Source organism: Streptococcus mitis (assembly GCF_026782865.1).
GTDB classification, from domain to species: domain Bacteria; phylum Bacillota; class Bacilli; order Lactobacillales; family Streptococcaceae; genus Streptococcus; species Streptococcus mitis_CG.
In genome coordinates this window covers 166,899-185,222 of the sequence record NZ_JAKUXK010000004.1, presented here as the reverse complement: position 1 = coordinate 185,222, position 18,324 = coordinate 166,899, and the positions used below count along the sequence as shown (strand labels likewise).

Annotated in this window: 16 protein-coding genes and 1 other annotated feature; all 16 genes read left to right on the top strand. The window is 39.5% G+C overall.

Annotated features, from left to right (window positions below; all coding sequences use genetic code 11):
- Positions 1-3 precede the first annotated feature (3 nt).
- On the top strand, positions 4-1,806 hold the full coding sequence (gene pepF / locus MK482_RS03015; RefSeq protein ID WP_268717937.1) for an oligoendopeptidase F: 1,803 nt from the start codon (positions 4-6) through the stop codon (positions 1,804-1,806).
- A 1-nt stretch (position 1,807) separates the two neighbouring features.
- A complete protein-coding gene (locus MK482_RS03010) occupies positions 1,808-2,521 on the top strand; it encodes an O-methyltransferase (RefSeq protein WP_268717936.1) in 714 nt (237 codons plus the stop codon).
- Positions 2,522-2,587: 66 nt separating this feature from the next.
- A complete protein-coding gene (gene prsA, locus MK482_RS03005) occupies positions 2,588-3,526 on the top strand; it encodes a peptidylprolyl isomerase PrsA (protein WP_268717935.1) in 939 nt (312 codons plus the stop codon).
- A 159-nt stretch (positions 3,527-3,685) separates the two neighbouring features.
- Positions 3,686-4,909, top strand: a complete 1,224-nt coding sequence (locus MK482_RS03000) for an FtsW/RodA/SpoVE family cell cycle protein (protein WP_125452167.1) — start codon at positions 3,686-3,688, stop codon at positions 4,907-4,909.
- A gap of 23 nt (positions 4,910-4,932) precedes the next feature.
- A complete protein-coding gene (gene ppc, locus MK482_RS02995; RefSeq protein WP_268717934.1) occupies positions 4,933-7,629 on the top strand; it encodes a phosphoenolpyruvate carboxylase in 2,697 nt (898 codons plus the stop codon).
- 96 nt (positions 7,630-7,725) lie between these two features.
- Positions 7,726-7,943, top strand: a binding site (T-box leader).
- A gap of 112 nt (positions 7,944-8,055) precedes the next feature.
- On the top strand, positions 8,056-9,051 hold the full coding sequence (gene trpX / locus MK482_RS02990; protein WP_000792150.1) for a tryptophan ABC transporter substrate-binding protein: 996 nt from the start codon (positions 8,056-8,058) through the stop codon (positions 9,049-9,051).
- Positions 9,052-9,126: 75 nt separating this feature from the next.
- Positions 9,127-9,993: an ABC transporter permease gene (locus MK482_RS02985; protein WP_153219592.1), complete on the top strand. Its 867-nt coding sequence runs from the start codon at positions 9,127-9,129 to the stop codon at positions 9,991-9,993.
- Positions 9,990-10,748, top strand: a complete 759-nt coding sequence (locus MK482_RS02980) for an ABC transporter ATP-binding protein (RefSeq protein ID WP_153219591.1) — start codon at positions 9,990-9,992, stop codon at positions 10,746-10,748. Before MK482_RS02985 ends, MK482_RS02980 begins: the two co-directional genes overlap by 4 nt.
- Before the next feature lie 89 nt (positions 10,749-10,837).
- Positions 10,838-12,598: a DNA primase gene (gene dnaG, locus MK482_RS02975; protein ID WP_153219590.1), complete on the top strand. Its 1,761-nt coding sequence runs from the start codon at positions 10,838-10,840 to the stop codon at positions 12,596-12,598.
- Between the two features lie 2 nt (positions 12,599-12,600).
- Entirely contained in the window at positions 12,601-13,710 is a 1,110-nt protein-coding gene (gene rpoD, locus MK482_RS02970) for an RNA polymerase sigma factor RpoD (RefSeq protein ID WP_125452161.1), read from the top strand.
- Positions 13,711-13,724: 14 nt separating this feature from the next.
- Entirely contained in the window at positions 13,725-14,054 is a 330-nt protein-coding gene (locus MK482_RS02965; protein WP_000331925.1) for a metal-sulfur cluster assembly factor, read from the top strand.
- A gap of 115 nt (positions 14,055-14,169) precedes the next feature.
- Positions 14,170-15,213 carry an alpha-galactosylglucosyldiacylglycerol synthase gene (cpoA, locus tag MK482_RS02960; protein WP_228113491.1) on the top strand — a complete coding sequence of 348 codons (1,044 nt, stop codon included), beginning with the start codon at positions 14,170-14,172 and terminating at the stop codon, positions 15,211-15,213.
- A gap of 15 nt (positions 15,214-15,228) precedes the next feature.
- The gene (locus MK482_RS02955; protein ID WP_268717933.1) at positions 15,229-16,554 is read left to right on the top strand and encodes a glycosyltransferase family 4 protein; all 1,326 of its coding nucleotides are present in this window, start codon (positions 15,229-15,231) and stop codon (positions 16,552-16,554) included.
- Positions 16,555-16,574: 20 nt separating this feature from the next.
- A complete protein-coding gene (locus MK482_RS02950) occupies positions 16,575-16,766 on the top strand; it encodes a PspC domain-containing protein (RefSeq protein WP_185757320.1) in 192 nt (63 codons plus the stop codon).
- A 26-nt stretch (positions 16,767-16,792) separates the two neighbouring features.
- A complete protein-coding gene (locus MK482_RS02945) occupies positions 16,793-16,927 on the top strand; it encodes a DUF4044 domain-containing protein (RefSeq protein WP_084865070.1) in 135 nt (44 codons plus the stop codon).
- A gap of 77 nt (positions 16,928-17,004) precedes the next feature.
- Complete coding sequence (gene obgE / locus MK482_RS02940) at positions 17,005-18,315, top strand: GTPase ObgE (protein ID WP_268717932.1); 1,311 nt, start codon at positions 17,005-17,007, stop codon at positions 18,313-18,315.
- Positions 18,316-18,324 lie beyond the last annotated feature (9 nt).

Sequence of the window (18,324 nt, the reverse complement as noted above, 5' to 3'; positions counted from 1 at the left end):
CTAATGGTATTACAAAGAAATGAAATAAATGAAAAAGATACATGGGATCTATCAACGATTTACCCAACTGACCAGGCTTGGGAAGAAGCCTTAAAAGATTTAACAGAACAATTGGAGACAGTAGCCCAGTATGAAGGCCATCTCTTGGATAGTGCGGATAGCCTTCTAGAAATCACTGAATTTTCTCTTGAAATGGAACGCCAAATGGAGAAGCTTTACGTTTATGCTCATATGAAAAATGACCAAGACACACGTGAAGCCAAGTACCAAGAGTACTATGCTAAGGCAATGACTCTCTATAGCCAGCTAGACCAAGCTTTTTCATTCTATGAACCTGAATTTATGGATATTAGCGAAAAGCAGTATGCTGACTTTTTAGAAGCTCAACCAAAATTGCAGGTTTATCAACACTATTTTGACAAGCTTTTACAAGGCAAGGAACACGTTCTTTCACAACGTGAAGAAGAATTATTGGCTGGAGCTGGAGAAATCTTTGGTTCGGCAAGTGAAACCTTTGCTATTTTAGATAATGCAGATATCGTCTTTCCATTTGTTAAAGATGAAGATGGTAACGAAGTACAATTATCACATGGCGTTTATATGCGCTTGATGGAGTCTAAAAACCGTGAGGTTCGCCGTGGTGCCTATCAAGCCCTTTATGCAACTTATGAGCAATTCCAACATACTTATGCCAAAACCTTGCAAACAAATGTTAAGGTTCAAAACTATCGTGCAAAAGTTCGCAACTACAAGAGTGCTCGTCATGCAGCTCTCGCAGCAAATTTTGTTCCAGAAAGTGTTTATGACAATTTGGTAGCAGCAGTTCGCAAGCATTTGCCACTCTTGCATCGTTACCTTGAACTTCGTTCAAAAATCTTGGGAATTTCAGACCTCAAGATGTACGATGTCTATACACCACTCTCATCTGTTGAATATAGTTTTACCTACCAAGAAGCCTTGAAAAAAGCTGAAGAAGCCTTGGCAGTCTTGGGTGAAGATTACTTGAGCCGTGTTAAACGTGCCTTCAGCGAGCGTTGGATTGATGTTTACGAAAATCAAGGCAAGCGTTCAGGAGCTTACTCTGGTGGTTCTTACGATACAAATGCCTTTATGCTCCTTAACTGGCAGGACAATCTAGACAATCTCTTTACTCTTGTTCATGAAACAGGTCACAGTATGCATTCAAGCTATACTCGTGAAACTCAGCCTTATGTTTACGGGGATTACTCTATCTTCTTGGCTGAGATTGCTTCAACTACCAATGAAAATATCTTGACGGAGAAATTATTGGAAGAAGTGGAAGATGATGCAACGCGCTTTGCGATTCTCAATAGCTTCCTAGATGGTTTCCGTGGAACAGTTTTCCGCCAAACTCAATTTGCTGAGTTTGAACACGCGATTCACCAAGCGGATCAAAATGGTGAAGTCTTGACAAGCGATTTCTTAAATAAACTCTACGCAGACTTGAACCAAGAGTATTATGGTTTGAGTAAGGAAGACAATCCTGAAATCCAATACGAGTGGGCACGCATTCCACACTTCTACTATAACTACTATGTATATCAATATTCAACAGGTTTTGCAGCAGCCTCAGCCCTGGCTGAAAAGATTGTCCATGGTAGTCAAGAAGACCGTGACCGCTATATTGACTATCTCAAGGCAGGTAAGTCTGACTATCCACTTAATGTCATGAGAAAAGCTGGTGTTGATATGGAGAAGGAAGACTATCTCAACGATGCCTTTGCAGTCTTTGAACGTCGTTTGAATGAGTTTGAAGCCCTTGTTGAAAAATTGGGATTGGCATAAGATGGTTGAATCATACAGTAAAAATGCCAACCATAACATGCGTCGCCCTGTTGTCAAGGAAGAAATTGTGGACTTGATGCGTCAGCGTCAAAAGCAAGTTACAGGTTCTTTGAAAGAATTGGAAGACTTTGCCCGTAAGGAAAATATTCCCATTATTCCCCATGAAACGGTTGCTTATTTCCGTTTTCTCATGGAAACCATGCAACCTAAAAACATTCTGGAAATTGGGACGGCTATCGGTTTTTCAGCTCTCTTGATGGCTGAACATGCACCAAATGCAAAGATTACAACCATTGACCGCAATCCAGAAATGATTGGTTTTGCCAAGGAAAATTTCGCCCAGTTTGACAGTCGTAAGCAAATCACTCTCCTAGAAGGAGATGCGGTAGATGTCTTATCTACACTGACAGAGTCCTATGATTTCGTCTTTATGGATTCAGCCAAGTCTAAATATATCGTCTTTCTGCCAGAGATCCTCAAACATTTGGAGGTCGGTGGTGTGGTTGTCTTGGATGATATTTTTCAAGGTGGTGATGTTGCCAAGGACATTATGGAGGTTCGTCGTGGCCAGCGAACCATTTATCGTGGTCTTCAAAGACTATTTGATGCAACCTTAGACAATCCAGGACTCACTGCAACATTAGTACCTTTAGGGGACGGCATTCTCATGCTTCGTAAAAATATAGCAGAGGTTCAATTGCCTGTTAGCGAATGATTTTCAGAATAATTTAAGAAAATATAGTAAAATAGATAGAGTAACACTTATCTCAAAGGAGTAGACATGAAGAAAAAACTATTGGCAGGTGCCATTACACTATTATCAGTAGCAACTTTAGCAGCTTGTTCGAAAGGTTCAGAAGGGGCAGACCTTATCAGCATGAAAGGAGATGTTATCACTGAACATCAGTTCTTCGAGGAAGTAAAGAATAATCAAGCAGCTCAACAAGTTTTGCTTAACATGACCATTCAAAATGTTTTTGAAAAACAATATGGGTCAGAAGTAACTGACAAAGAAGTAGAAGATGCAATTGCTGAAGAACAAAAGAAATATGGGGACAGCTATCAAAATGTACTCTCACGTGCCGGCATGACACTTGAGACACGTAAAGCTCAAGTCCGTACAAGTAAATTGGTTGAATTAGCAGTTAAGAAGGCAGCAGAAGCTGAATTGACAGATGATGCTTACAAGAAGGCCTTTGACGAGTACACTCCAGATGTAACGGCTCAAATCATTCGTCTTGATAATGAGGATAAAGCGAAAGAAGTCCTCGAAAAAGCTAAGGCAAGTGGCGCAGATTTCGCTCAATTAGCTAAAGATAACTCAACTGATGAGAAAACCAAAGCTAACGGTGGTGAAATCACTTTTGATTCAGCTTCAACAGAGGTACCAGATCAAGTTAAGAAAGCAGCTTTTGCCTTGGATGTTAACGGCATTTCTGATGTCATTACAGCTACTGGTACTCAGGCATACAGCAGTCAATATTACATTGTAAAACTCACTAAGAAAACAGAAAAGTCATCTAACATTGATGACTATAAAGAAAAATTGAAGACGCTTATTCTTACTCAAAAACAAAATGATTCATCATTTGTTCAGAGTATTATCGGAAAAGAGTTGCAAGCTGCAAATATTAAAGTTAAAGATCAAGCTTTCCAAAATATCTTTACTCAATACATTGGTGGTGGAGATTCAAGCTCAAGCAGTTCTTCAAAAGAATAAGACGGAAAAGAGCCAAGCGCTCTTTTTCTTATGAGAAAATCTTATATCTTAAGGGTAAGGGTTTTTTTCTTTCTGAAAAAGTGGTATAATAGCAATCAAAACTAGAAAATAAAACGGAATTGGGAACAAATTTCTTTGTTCCTATTAGAGTGGTGTGATATGAAAATTAGTAAAAGGCACCTGTTAAACTATTCCATTTTGATACCTTATCTCCTTTTGTCTGTATTGGGGCTAATCGTAGTATATTCGACGACGAGTGCAACCCTAATTCAAGAAGGGAAAAGTGCTCTTCAATTGGTCCGAAACCAAGGTGTTTTCTGGATAGTTAGTTTAATTTTGATTGCCTTAATATATAAGTTAAAACTAGGTTTCTTAAGGAATGAACGACTGATTATTATTGTTATGTTCATAGAGATGATTTTACTAGCTTTGGCACGTTTAATAGGAGTTCCGGTTAATGGAGCCTACGGTTGGATTTCAGTAGGACCTGTAACAATTCAACCAGCAGAGTATCTAAAAATTATTATTATTTGGTATTTGTCTCATCGTTTTTCCAAACAACAAGAAGAAATAGCTATTTACGATTTTCAGATTTTAACCCAAAACCAATGGATTCCTCGAGCTTTTAATGACTGGCGTTTCGTTATAATCGTATTAATTGGAAGCTTAGGAATTTTCCCAGATTTAGGAAATGCCACTATCCTTGCTTTGGTGGCCTTGATTATGTATACACTTAGCGGGATTGCTTATCGCTGGTTCACGACTTTTCTACTTCTGTTGACAGGTGGTTCAATGTTATCCCTATCTGTAATTCGTTTTGTTGGGGTTGAAAATTTCTCTCGTATTCCGGTCTTTGGTTATGTTGCCAAACGTTTTAGCGCATTTTTCAATCCTTTTAATGACCTAGCAGGTGCAGGACACCAACTCGCAAATTCTTACTATGCTATGGTAAATGGTGGGTGGTTTGGTCTAGGATTAGGAAATTCAATCGAGAAACGGGGTTATCTACCAGAAGCTCATACAGATTTTGTGTTCTCTATTGTCATAGAAGAATTTGGATTTGTTGGAGCTAGTTTGATTTTATCACTTCTCTTTTTCTTAATTTTGCGAATTATTTTGGTGGGGATTCGTGCTAAGAATCCATTTAATTCAATGGTGGCTATTGGAGTAGGAGGCATGCTTTTGGTGCAGGTCTTTGTTAATATCGGTGGAATTTCTGGTCTTATTCCTTCAACTGGAGTAACATTCCCTTTTCTATCGCAAGGTGGGAATAGCCTCTTGGTATTATCTGTCGCAATTGCTTTTGTATTAAATATTGATGCAAGTGAGAAACGTGCTAAACTTATTAGGGAGTATGAAAATCAATCTTCTGAAATATTATAAGGATTGTATGGAAAGGAAAGTTTATGTCTCTTCAAAAATTAGAAAACTATAGTAATAAAGCTGTTGTGCAAGAAGAAGTATTGATTTTAACAGAATTGTTAGAAGATATCACTAAAAACATGCTTGCCCCAGAGACTTTTGATAAAATCATGCAGTTGAAGGAATTGTCAACTCAAGAAGATTATCAAGGCTTAAACCAATTAGTTACTAGTCTGACAAATGATGAAATGGCTTATATTTCACGCTATTTCTCTATCTTGCCTCTTTTGATTAATATTTCAGAAGACGTGGATTTGGCCTATGAAATCAACCATCAAAATAATATCGATCAAGATTATCTTGGTAAATTATCAGCAACGATTAAAATGGTTGCAGAAAAAGAAAATGCGGTTGAAATTTTAGAACATTTGAATGTTGTCCCTGTTTTGACAGCCCATCCAACACAAGTGCAACGTAAGAGCATGCTGGATTTGACTAACCATATCCATACCCTCTTGCGTAAGTATCGTGATGTGAAATTAGGCTTGATTAATAAGGAAAAATGGCATAATGATCTCCGTCGTTATATTGAGATTATCATGCAGACAGACATGATTCGTGAAAAGAAATTAAAAGTGACCAATGAAATCACGAATGTTATGGAATACTACAATAGTTCATTCCTGAAGGCAGTTCCTCATTTGACTGCTGAGTACAAGCGTTTGGCTAGAAAACATGGCTTGGAGTTAAAACATCCTAAACCAATTACCATGGGAATGTGGATTGGTGGAGACCGTGATGGGAATCCCTTTGTGACTGCAGATACCTTGAAACAATCTGCTATGACCCAGTGTGAAGTCATCATGAATTACTATGATGAAAAGATTTACCAACTTTATCGTGAGTTCTCCCTCTCAACCAGTATTGTCAATGTCAGCAAGCAAGTCAGAGAAATGGCTCGTCAATCTAAGGATAACTCTATCTACCGTGAAAAAGAGCTTTACCGTCGTGCCTTGTTTGATATTCAATCAAAAATAAAAGCAACAAAAACCTATCTGATTGAGGATAAGGAAGTTGGGGCTCGCTATGAAACAGCTAATGATTTTTATAAAGATTTAATTACCATCCGTGATTCTCTCTTGGAAAATAAAGGTGAAGCACTAATTTCTGGTGATTTTGTTGAGCTGATTCAGGCAGTTGAAATTTTTGGTTTCTATTTGGCATCCATCGACATGCGTCAAGATTCTAGTGTTCATGAAGCTTGTGTGGCCGAACTCTTGAAATCAGCAGGAATTCATTCTCATTATAGCGAACTAAGTGAAGAAGAAAAATGCCAGCTTCTCTTGAAAGAATTAGAGGAAGATCCACGTATTCTTTCTGCCACTCATGTTGAAAAATCAGAGTTACTTGAAAAAGAATTAGCAATCTTTAAGGCTGCTCGTAAGTTGAAAGATAAGTTGGGGGATGATGTCATTCGTCAGACCATCATTTCACATGCAACCAGCGTATCAGACATGTTGGAATTGGCTATCTTACTAAAAGAAGTAGGTCTAGTTGATAAAGAAAGAGCCCGTGTTCAAATTGTACCTCTCTTTGAAACAATCGAGGACTTGGACCACTCAGAAGAAACCATGAGAGAATACCTTTCTCTTCCCCTTGCCAAGAAATGGATTGCTTCACGTAATAACTACCAAGAAATCATGCTTGGTTACTCTGATAGTAATAAAGATGGTGGCTACCTATCATCATGTTGGACTCTCTACAAGGCCCAACAACAACTGACTGCCATTGGAGATGAATTTGGTGTTAAGGTTACCTTCTTCCACGGCCGTGGTGGGACTGTCGGTCGTGGTGGTGGACCAACCTATGAAGCTATTACCTCTCAACCGCTCAAGTCCATCAAGGATCGCATCCGCTTGACGGAGCAGGGTGAAGTAATTGGAAATAAATATGGTAACAAAGATGCTGCCTATTATAACCTTGAAATGTTGGTTTCAGCAGCCATTAACCGTATGATTACTCAATGGAAGAGTGATACTAATACCTCAAATCGCTATGAGGCTATTATGGATCAAGTAGTGGACCGTAGTTATGACATTTATCGAGACTTAGTCTTTGGGAATGACCATTTTTATGATTATTTCTTTGAGTCAAGTCCAATCAAGGCTATTTCCAGTTTTAATATTGGTTCTCGTCCAGCCGCTCGTAAGACTATTACTGAAATCGGTGGTTTGCGTGCCATTCCTTGGGTCTTCTCATGGTCACAAAGTCGTGTCATGTTCCCTGGCTGGTATGGTGTCGGATCAAGCTTCAAGGAGTTTATCGATAAAAATCCAGAGAATATCGCTATCTTACGAGATATGTATCAAAATTGGCCATTTTTCCAATCGCTTCTTTCAAATGTCGATATGGTCTTATCTAAATCCAACATGAATATTGCTTTTGAATATGCTAAGTTATGTGAAGATGATCAAGTGAAGGCTATTTATGATACTATTTTAGACGAATGGCAATTAACGAAAAATGTTATCCTAGAGATTGAAGGCTATGACGAATTATTGGCTGAAAATCCATATCTAAAAGCGAGTTTGGATTACCGTATGCCTTACTTTAATATCCTCAACTATATCCAGTTGGAGTTGATTAAACGTCAACGTCGAGGAGAATTATCAAGCGATCAAGAAAAATTAATCCATACAACCATCAACGGAATTGCGACCGGATTGCGTAATTCAGGCTGATACCTATTAAACTTCCTCTTTTTCATAGGGGAAATTTTTGAATATTTCAAAAAAATGCTAAAAGAGTCTTGACAAGTAGTTGAAAAATGATATAATTTAACCATTCAGAAAAGTAATCATATAAACTTTTTAGAGAGTCTGTGGTAGCTGAAAACAGATAAGTGGTGATGATGAAAATTGGGCTGGATGTTATTTAGAATTTGAAATCATAAAAATTCGGTGAGCACACCTTACAGTGCATCTCGTTATTGCGAGACAGAGCGATAGGGAAATTCCCTATAATTGAGGTGGTACCGCGCATCGACGTCCTCACACAAGTTTTTTGTGTGAGGACTTTTTTGATGGAGGTTAGTATGGAAAGAAAACGATGGCGTCGCTTGTTTAGATAAGTGAAGCATTTTAAAGGAAATAAAAAGGAGAAATAGAATGAAAAATAAACGTTTAATTGGAATTATCGCTGCATTAGCAGTCTTAGTAGCAGGAAGCTTGATTTACTCTTCAATGAATAAACCAGAAGCTAAGAATGAGAAGAAAGTTGCCAAAGTTGGTGTCCTTCAGTTTGTGAGCCATCCATCTCTTGATTTGATTTATAAAGGAATTCAAGATGGACTTGCAGAAGAAGGTTATAAAGATGACCAAGTTAAAATCGATTTTATGAACTCAGAAGGTGACCAAAGTAAGGTTGCGACAATGAGTAAACAATTGGTTGCAAATGGGAATGACCTTGTGGTTGGTATTGCAACACCAGCAGCTCAAGGATTGGCTAGTGCAACAAAAGACCTACCGGTTATCATGGCCGCTATTACAGACCCAATCGGAGCTAACTTGGTCAAAGATTTGAAAAAACCAGGTGGCAACATTACAGGGGTATCTGACCACAACCCAGCTCAACAACAAGTTGAACTCATCAAAGCTTTGACACCAAATGTGAAAACAATTGGAGCTCTTTACTCAAGCAGCGAAGACAATTCAAAAACACAGGTAGAAGAATTTAAGGCTTATGCTGAAAAAGCAGGTTTGACAGTCGAAACATTTGCTGTTCCTTCAACAAATGAAATTGCTTCAACAGTTAACGTTATGACTAGCAAGGTCGATGCTATCTGGGTTCCAATTGATAACACCATTGCATCAGCCTTTTCAACAGTTGTATCAAGCAACCAATCAGCTAAAAAACCAATTTATCCAAGCGCGACTGCCATGGTAGAAGCAGGTGGCTTGGCATCAGTTGTAGTTGACCAACATGATCTTGGAGTGGCAACAGGTAAAATGATTGCGCAAGTCTTGAAAGGTGCAAAACCGGCTGATACTCCAGTCAATGTCTTTTCAACTGGTAAGTCAGTGATCAACAAAAAATTGGCACAAGAGCTAGGTATTACGATTCCTGAATCTGTTTTAAAAGAAGCAGGACAAGTGATTGAATAATCTGTAATGGAGGAGTTGGGGACATCTCCTCCAATTTTTTACAATAAAAATCATATAGAAAAGGTTAAGAAACAGATGATATTATCTATTATTTCACAAGGATTTGTCTGGGCTATTTTAGGTCTGGGAATCTTTATGACATTTAGGATTTTGAACTTTCCAGATATGACAACAGAAGGTTCCTTCCCTCTTGGGGGAGCTGTTGCTGTCACTTTGATAACCAAAGGCGTGAACCCATTTTTAGCGACACTTGTTGCTGTAGGAGCAGGTTGTTTGGCTGGAATGGCAGCAGGACTTCTTTATACAAAAGGGAAGATCCCAACTTTGCTCTCAGGGATTTTGGTGATGACTTCCTGTCACTCTATCATGCTCTTGATTATGGGACGTGCAAACTTAGGACTGCTTGGAACTAAGCAAATTCAGGATGTTTTACCTTTTGATTCAGACTTGAACCAACTCTTGACAGGTCTCATCTTTGTCAGTCTTGTTATTGTTCTCATGCTCTTTTTCTTGGACACTAAACTCGGACAAGCCTATATTGCTACAGGTGACAATCCTGATATGGCTAGAAGTTTCGGGATTCATACTGGACGCATGGAGCTTATGGGCTTGGTCTTATCAAATGGTGTGATTGCCCTTGCAGGTGCTCTCATTGCCCAGCAAGAAGGGTATGCCGATGTATCTCGAGGAATCGGGGTTATCGTTGTGGGGCTTGCAAGTTTGATTATTGGAGAAGTTATCTTCAAGAGTTTGAGCTTGGCAGAGCGTCTGGTTGCCATCGTTGTGGGTTCTATCGCCTATCAATTCTTAGTGTGGGCAGTTATCGCTCTTGGCTTTAATACAAGTTACCTTCGTTTATACAGTGCCTTGATTTTGGCAGTCTGTCTCATGATTCCAACATTTAAGCAAACAATCTTGAAAGGAGCCAAGTTAAGCAAATGACAGCAATTGTAGAATTAAAAAATGCAACCAAAGTCGTTAAAAATGGCTTTGATGAAGAAAAGATTATTTTAAATGAAGTTTCCTTAGAAATTTTTGAACAGGACTTTATCACGATTTTAGGTGGAAATGGTGCTGGTAAATCAACCCTCTTTAACACTATTGCAGGAACCCTGTCACTAACCAGTGGAACTATCCGTATTTTAGGTGAAGATGTTACCAAGTTTTCACCAGAAAAGAGAGCCAAGTATCTGTCTCGTGTCTTCCAAGATCCGAAGATGGGGACCGCTCCTCGTATGACGGTCGCTGAAAATCTTTTAATTGCCAAGTTTCGTGGTGAAAAGCGGGGGCTCTTTCCCCGACGCTTGACTAGCTATAAGGATGAATTTCAGGCAACCATTGAAAAAGTAGGGAATGGTCTTGAGAAACACTTGAATACACCGATTGAGTTTTTATCAGGTGGACAAAGACAGGCTTTGAGTCTCTTGATGGCAACCTTGAAGCGACCTGAATTACTCCTATTAGATGAGCATACTGCAGCCCTTGATCCAAAGACAAGTGTCGCACTCATGGAGTTGACAGATGAATTTGTCAAGAAAGATCAGCTGACAGCCCTTATGATTACTCATCATATGGAAGATGCTCTCAAATATGGTAATCGTCTGATTGTCATGAAAGAAGGACGGATTATCCAAGATTTGAACCAAGAAGAAAAGGCAAAGATGAAAATCTCTGATTATTATCAGCTCTTTGAATAAAGTAGGGAAAATGAGTGAAATGGTTTACTTTTTTTCTGAAATAAAGTATACTATATAAAGTAAACTATGATAACATGGAGGTATTGTGTATGGTTGACAAACAAGTCATTGAAGAAATCAAAAACAATGCCAACATTGTGGAAGTCATAGGTGATGTGATTTCTTTACAAAAGGCAGGACGGAACTATCTAGGGCTCTGTCCTTTTCATGGTGAAAAGACTCCTTCTTTCAACGTTGTGGAAGACAAGCAGTTTTATCACTGTTTTGGTTGTGGTCGCTCAGGTGACGTCTTTAAGTTCATCGAAGAATACCAAGGTGTATCCTTCATAGAAGCCGTTCAGCTCTTAGGAGAGCGTGTCGGTATTCAATTAACGATGCCTGTCCCGTCTCGTCCTCAACAGGTTTCACCTCATCAGACTCTATATGATATGCATGAAGAAGCTGCACGATTTTACCATGCAATTCTCATGACGACCAAGATGGGAGAAGAAGCAAGGGCTTATCTATATAAGCGAGGGTTGACAGACGAAGTTCTGAAGCACTTCCAGATTGGGTTGGCTCCAGCAGAGAGAACCTATCTCTATCAACGTCTGGTTGATCAGTTTGAGGAAAAGGATTTACTGGATTCGGGCTTGTTTTACTTATCGGACGGTAATCAGTTTTATGATACTTTTTTCGGACGTATCATCTTTCCTTTGACCAATGATAAGGGGCAGGTTATTGCCTTTTCAGGTCGTATCTGGCAAGAAACAGATAATCAGACTGCCAAGTATAAAAATAGTCGCTCAACTTCAATTTTTAACAAGAGTTATGAATTGTATCATTTGGACAAGGCTAAAAAAGGAACTGGTAAAATCCCAGAACTCTATTTGATGGAAGGCTTTATGGATGTTATCGCCGCCTACCGTGCTGGTATAGAGAATGCTGTAGCTTCTATGGGAACGGCTCTGAGCAAGGAACATGTTGACCATCTCAAACACTTTACTAAAAAGATTGTCCTCAGCTACGATGGTGATAAGGCAGGGCAGGCAGCAACAGCAAAAGCGTTGGAGGAATTAAAAGATTTCTCAGTGGAAGTTGTCCGAGTACCTGATTCCATGGACCCAGATGAGTATTTACAAAAGAATTCTGCTGAAGACCTGGCTTATCTCTTAACCAAGACTCGGATTAGTCCTATAGAATTTTATATTCACCAACTTAAGCCGGAAAATAGCGATAACTTGCAGGCGCAAATTGAGTTTATTGAAAAGATTGCCCCCTTAATCGCCAAAGAAAAGTCTATCACTGCCCAAAATTCTTACATCCACATTCTGGCGGACAACCTGCCTTCCTTTGATTATCAGCAGGTGGAACAGATTGTAAATGAAAGTCGGATTGTCCAAAGGCAGGAGAGGGTCAAGGAGCGTCCTGCACCAGTAGCAATCAGTTTACCTGTGACTCGGCAACTGACAGCAGTTATGAGAGCAGAAGCTCATCTCCTTTATAGGATGGCTGAGAATCCAGTTATTTTGAATGATTATCGTTTGCGAGATGATTTTTTCTTTGATACCCCAGAATTTCAGATTCTTTACGAATTATTAAGTGAGCAGGGAAAAATCGGATCAGAGGACCTCTCCCATCAGTCACCTGAAGTTGAAACTGCTTGGTATCAAGTGCTTGCTCTTGATTTACCATCTGAAATGTTACCTCAGGAACTAGTGGAAGTGGAAGAATCTCGAAACCGTGCCCTCCTCAGTAAGGACAATTTAAGGATTAAAAAGAAAGTGCAGGAAGCTAGTCATGTAGGAGATACAGATACAGCCTTAGAAGAATTGCAACGATTGATATCCCAAAAAAGAAGAATGGAGTAATAATGGCAACAAAACAAAAAGAAGTAACAACATTTGACGTACAAGTAGCGGACTTTATACGTAATCACAAGAAAACAGGAACTGCAACAGATGATGATATTAATTCTAGTCTGGTTATTCCTTTTACCTTAGATGCTGATGGGATTGAAAATCTCTTGCAACGGATTCAGGATGCGGGGATTTCTATTACAGATAACGAAGGAAATCCAAGTGCACGTGTTCTTAGTACTGAAGAAGAGCCAGAACTCAGCGATGAGGACTTGATTGGTTCAACTTCGGCTAAGGTCAATGACCCTGTTCGTATGTACTTGAAAGAAATCGGAGTCGTTCCTCTCTTGACCAATGAAGAGGAAAAAGAATTGGCACTGGCTGTTGAAGCGGGTGACATCGAAGCTAAACAACGCCTTGCGGAAGCCAATCTTCGTTTGGTTGTTTCTATTGCCAAACGCTATGTTGGTCGTGGTATGCAGTTTCTTGACTTGATTCAAGAAGGAAATATGGGCTTGATGAAGGCGGTTGACAAGTTTGACTATTCTAAAGGGTTCAAGTTCTCAACTTACGCAACTTGGTGGATTCGTCAGGCTATCACTCGTGCTATTGCGGATCAAGCTCGTACCATTCGTATCCCAGTTCATATGGTTGAGACCATCAATAAATTGGTTCGTGAACAGCGTAATCTCCTTCAAGAATTGGGACAAGATCCAACGCCAGAACAAATCGCTGAACGTATGGATATGACTCCTGATAAGGTTCGTGAAATCTTGAAGATTGCCCAAGAACCAGTATCTCTTGAAACACCAATCGGTGAAGAAGATGATAGCCATCTTGGAGACTTTATTGAAGATGAAGTGATTGAAAATCCAGTGGACTATACGACTCGTATCGTCTTGCGTGAGCAGTTGGATGAGGTCTTGGATACTCTTACAGACCGTGAAGAAAATGTTCTGCGTCTCCGTTTCGGACTAGATGATGGAAAAATGCGTACCCTTGAAGATGTAGGTAAAGTCTTTAACGTGACTCGCGAGCGTATCCGTCAGATTGAAGCTAAGGCTTTGAGAAAACTACGTCAACCAAGTCGCAGCAAACCCCTTCGTGATTTTATTGAAGACTAAGAGTGAGGATGAATATGGCTTATACAGAAGAGCAAATTGAAAACATCAAAACACGGATTTTATCAGCCTTGGAAGAAGTTATTGACCCTGAGTTGGGAATCGATATTGTCAATCTTGGTTTGATCTATGAGATTCGTTTTGACGGCGACACAGGACAAACAGAGATTGATATGACTTTGACAACTATGGGTTGTCCCCTAGCTGACCTTCTGACAGATCAGATTTATGATGCTATGACCGAGGTGCCAGAAGTAACGGATACTGAGGTCAAATTGGTTTGGTATCCAGCCTGGACAGTTGAAAAAATGAGTCGCTATGCACGCATTGCGCTAGGCATTAAGTAAACCTATAAAAACATGTGAGAGATTATTGGAAAAGCGAGGAAATTTCCCCCTCTTTTCCTCTAGTCTCTCCTTTCTTTTGCTGATTTTATTCCAAGAAAATGATATAATAGTAGTTATGGAAAAAAAGAAATTACGAATCAATATGTTGAGTTCAAGTGAGAAAGTAGCAGGACAAGGAGTTTCAGGTGCCTACCGTGAATTAGTTCGTCTTCTTCACCGTGATGCCAAGGACCAATTGATTGTTACAGAGAATCTTCCAATCGAGGCAGATGTGACTCACTTTCATACGATTGATTTCCCCTATTATTTATCAACATTCCAAAAAAAACGCTCAGGGAGGAAAATTGGCTATGTACATTTCTTGCCTGATACACTTGAGGGGAGCTTGAAAATTCCATTTTTCTTAAAGGGAATTGTGAAACGCTATGTATTTTCTTTTTACAACCGTATGGAGCACTTGGTTGTTGTTAATCCTATGTTTATTGAGGATTTGGTGGCAGCTGGTATTCCACGTGAAAAAGTGACCTATATTCCTAACTTTGTCAATAAGGAAAAATGGCATCCACTTCCACAAGAAGAGGTAGCGAGACTGCGAACAGAGTTAGGTCTTAGTGACAATCAGTTTATCGTAGTAGGTGCTGGTCAAGTTCAGAAACGCAAAGGGATTGATGATTTTATCCGTCTGGCTGAGGAATTGCCTCAGATTACCTTTATCTGGGCGGGTGGCTTCTCTTTTGGTGGTATGACAGATGGTTATGAACGCTACAAGAAAATTATGGATAATCCACCTGAAAATTTAATTTTTCCGGGTATTGTGTCCCCAGAGCAAATGCGCGAATTGTATGCCCTAGCGAACCTTTTCTTGTTACCCAGTTATAATGAACTCTTTCCTATGACGATTTTAGAGGCTGCCAGTTGTGAGGCTCCTATCATTTTACGTGATTTGGATCTCTATAAGGTGATTTTGGAGGGAAATTATCGGGCGACAGCAGATAGAGAAGAGATGAAAGAGGCTATTTTAGAATATCAAGCAAATCCTGCTGCTTTAAAAGATTTGAAAGAAAAAGCTAAGAATATTTCCAGAGAGTATTCTGAAGAGCATCTGTTACAAATCTGGTTGGACTTTTATGAGAAACAAGCCGCTTTAGGGAGAAAATAAAAAGTGAGGTAATCTATGCGAATTGGTTTATTTACAGATACCTATTTTCCTCAGGTTTCTGGTGTTGCGACCAGTATTCGAACCTTGAAAACAGAACTTGAAAATCAGGGACATGCTGTTTTTATCTTTACGACGACAGATAAGGATGTCAATCGTTATGAAGATTGGCAAATCATCCGCATTCCAAGTGTTCCTTTCTTTGCTTTTAAGGATCGCCGCTTTGCCTATCGAGGCTTTAGTAAGGCGCTTGAAATTGCTAAGCAGTATCAGCTAGATATTATCCATACTCAGACAGAATTTTCTCTTGGTCTGTTGGGTATTTGGATTGCGCGTGAATTGAAGATTCCAGTCATCCATACCTATCACACCCAGTACGAAGACTATGTGCATTATATTGCCAAGGGGATGTTGATTCGTCCTAGTATGGTCAAGTATCTGGTTAGAGGTTTCCTGCATGATGTGGATGGGGTTATTTGCCCGAGTGAGATTGTTCGTGACTTGCTATCTGACTATAAAGTTAAGGTTGAAAAGCGGGTCATTCCTACTGGGATTGAATTAGCCAAGTTTGAGCGTCCAGAAATCAAGAAAGAAAATCTAAAAGAACTACGTAGTAAATTAGGAATTCAAGATGATGAACAGATGTTACTTAGTCTTTCCAGAATTTCCTATGAAAAAAATATTCAAGCAGCATTAGCAGCCTTTGCTGATGTTCTGAAAGAGGAAGACAAGGTTAAACTGGTGGTAGCTGGGGATGGTCCTTATTTAGATGACCTCAAAGAGCAAGCTAAAAAACTAGAGATTCAAGATTCCGTTATCTTTACAGGGATGATTGCTCCCAGTGAGACCGCTCTTTACTATAAGGCGGCAGATTTCTTCATCTCGGCATCGACAAGTGAAACGCAAGGTTTGACATATTTGGAAAGCTTGGCCAGTGGAACACCTGTCATTGCACATGGAAATCCTTATCTGGACAATCTTATCAGTGATAAGATGTTTGGAATCTTGTATTACGGTGAGCATGATTTGGCTGGAGCCATTTTAGAAGCCCTGATTGCAACGCCAGACATGAATGAGCATACCTTATCAGAGAAATTATATGAGATTTCAGCTGAGAATTTTGGAAAACGGGTTCATGAATTTTATCTGGATGCTATTATTTCAAATAATTTCGAACAAGAATTACTTGACGACGAGCCAATTGGTCAGCGTTTTTTAAAAACGGTTCTCTACTTGCCTCAACAGGTAGTTATGACTCCGGTTAAAGAATCTAAACGTATCTTAAAGGCTTCTAAAAAACAATTGTCTAGTATAAGAAATTATTGGAAAGATGAAGTAAAATAATAGATAAAGAGGAAGAAGAAATGAAAAAACAATTGATGAGAAGTGGTAGTGATCAAAAAATTGCTGGAGTGTGTGCTGGGGTCGCAAATTATTTTGATATTGATCCGACTATTGTTCGTGTAATATGGGGTGTTCTTGCATTTTGTTATGGGGCAGGAATTGTAGCTTATATTATTTTATGGATAATTGCACCAGTTTCAACAGAATATTAGAAAAATTAAAGTAAAAGGAGAAAATAATGGCATTTGGAGATAATGGAAAACGTAAAAAAACAATGTTTGAAAAATTAACACTGATTGTTGTGCTAATAATGTTGTTTGTAACTTTGGCAGGGATTTTTGCCACAGCGCTTGGTGCTTTTAGTAGGTTTTAAGTTTTAATCTAATTTCTACTAGAGCACATTTATTGACTGGGGTATTTCCCAGCCCTTTTTTAAAGTGAGAAGAGAAAATGAGTATGTTTTTAGATACAGCCAAGATTAAGGTCAAGGCTGGTAATGGCGGCGATGGTATGGTTGCCTTTCGCCGTGAAAAATATGTCCCTAATGGTGGTCCTTGGGGTGGTGATGGTGGTCGTGGAGGTAATGTAGTCTTTGTTGTAGATGAAGGGTTACGTACTTTGATGGATTTTCGCTACAATCGCTATTTTAAGGCTGATTCTGGTGAAAAAGGAATGACCAAAGGGATGCATGGTCGTGGTGCAGAGGACCTCAGAGTTCGAGTGCCGCAAGGTACGACTGTCCGTGATGCAGAGACTGGCAAAGTTTTAACAGATTTGATTGAACATGGACAAGAATTTATTGTAGCCCACGGTGGTCGTGGTGGACGTGGAAATATCCGCTTTGCGACACCGAAAAATCCTGCACCAGAAATCTCTGAAAATGGAGAACCAGGTCAGGAACGTGAGTTACAATTGGAACTAAAAATCTTGGCTGATGTTGGTTTAGTTGGATTCCCATCTGTTGGGAAATCAACCCTTTTAAGTGTTATCACATCTGCTAAACCTAAAATTGGTGCCTACCATTTTACGACTATTGTGCCAAATCTAGGTATGGTTCGTACCCAATCAGGTGACTCCTTTGCAGTAGCTGATTTACCAGGTTTGATTGAAGGGGCTAGTCAGGGTGTCGGTTTGGGAACTCAGTTCCTCCGTCACATTGAACGTACACGTGTTATCCTTCATATCATTGATATGTCAGCTAGCGAAGGCCGTGATCCTTATGAAGATTATCTTGCCATCAATAAAGAGCTGGAGTCATACAATCTTCGTCTCATGGAGCGTCCACAGATTATCGTAGCCAATAAGATGGATATGCCTGAAAGTCAGGAAAATCTTGAAGAATTCAAGAAGAAATTGGCTGAAAACTACGATGAATTTGAAGAGCTACCAGCTATCTTCCCAATTTCCGGTTTGACCAAGCAAGGTCTGGCAACGCTCTTGGATGCTACAGCTGAATTGTTAGACAAGACACCAGAATTCTTGCTCTACGACGAGTCAGATATGGAAGAAGAAGCTTACTATGGCTTTGACGAGGAAGAAAAAGCCTTTGAAATTAGTCGTGATGACGATGCAACGTGGGTACTTTCTGGTGAAAAACTCATGAAACTCTTCAATATGACCAACTTTGATCGTGACGAATCAGTTATGAAATTTGCTCGTCAATTACGTGGTATGGGGGTTGATGAAGCCCTTCGTGCGCGTGGAGCTAAAGATGGGGATTTGGTCCGCATTGGTAAATTTGAGTTTGAATTTGTAGACTAGGAGACTGAT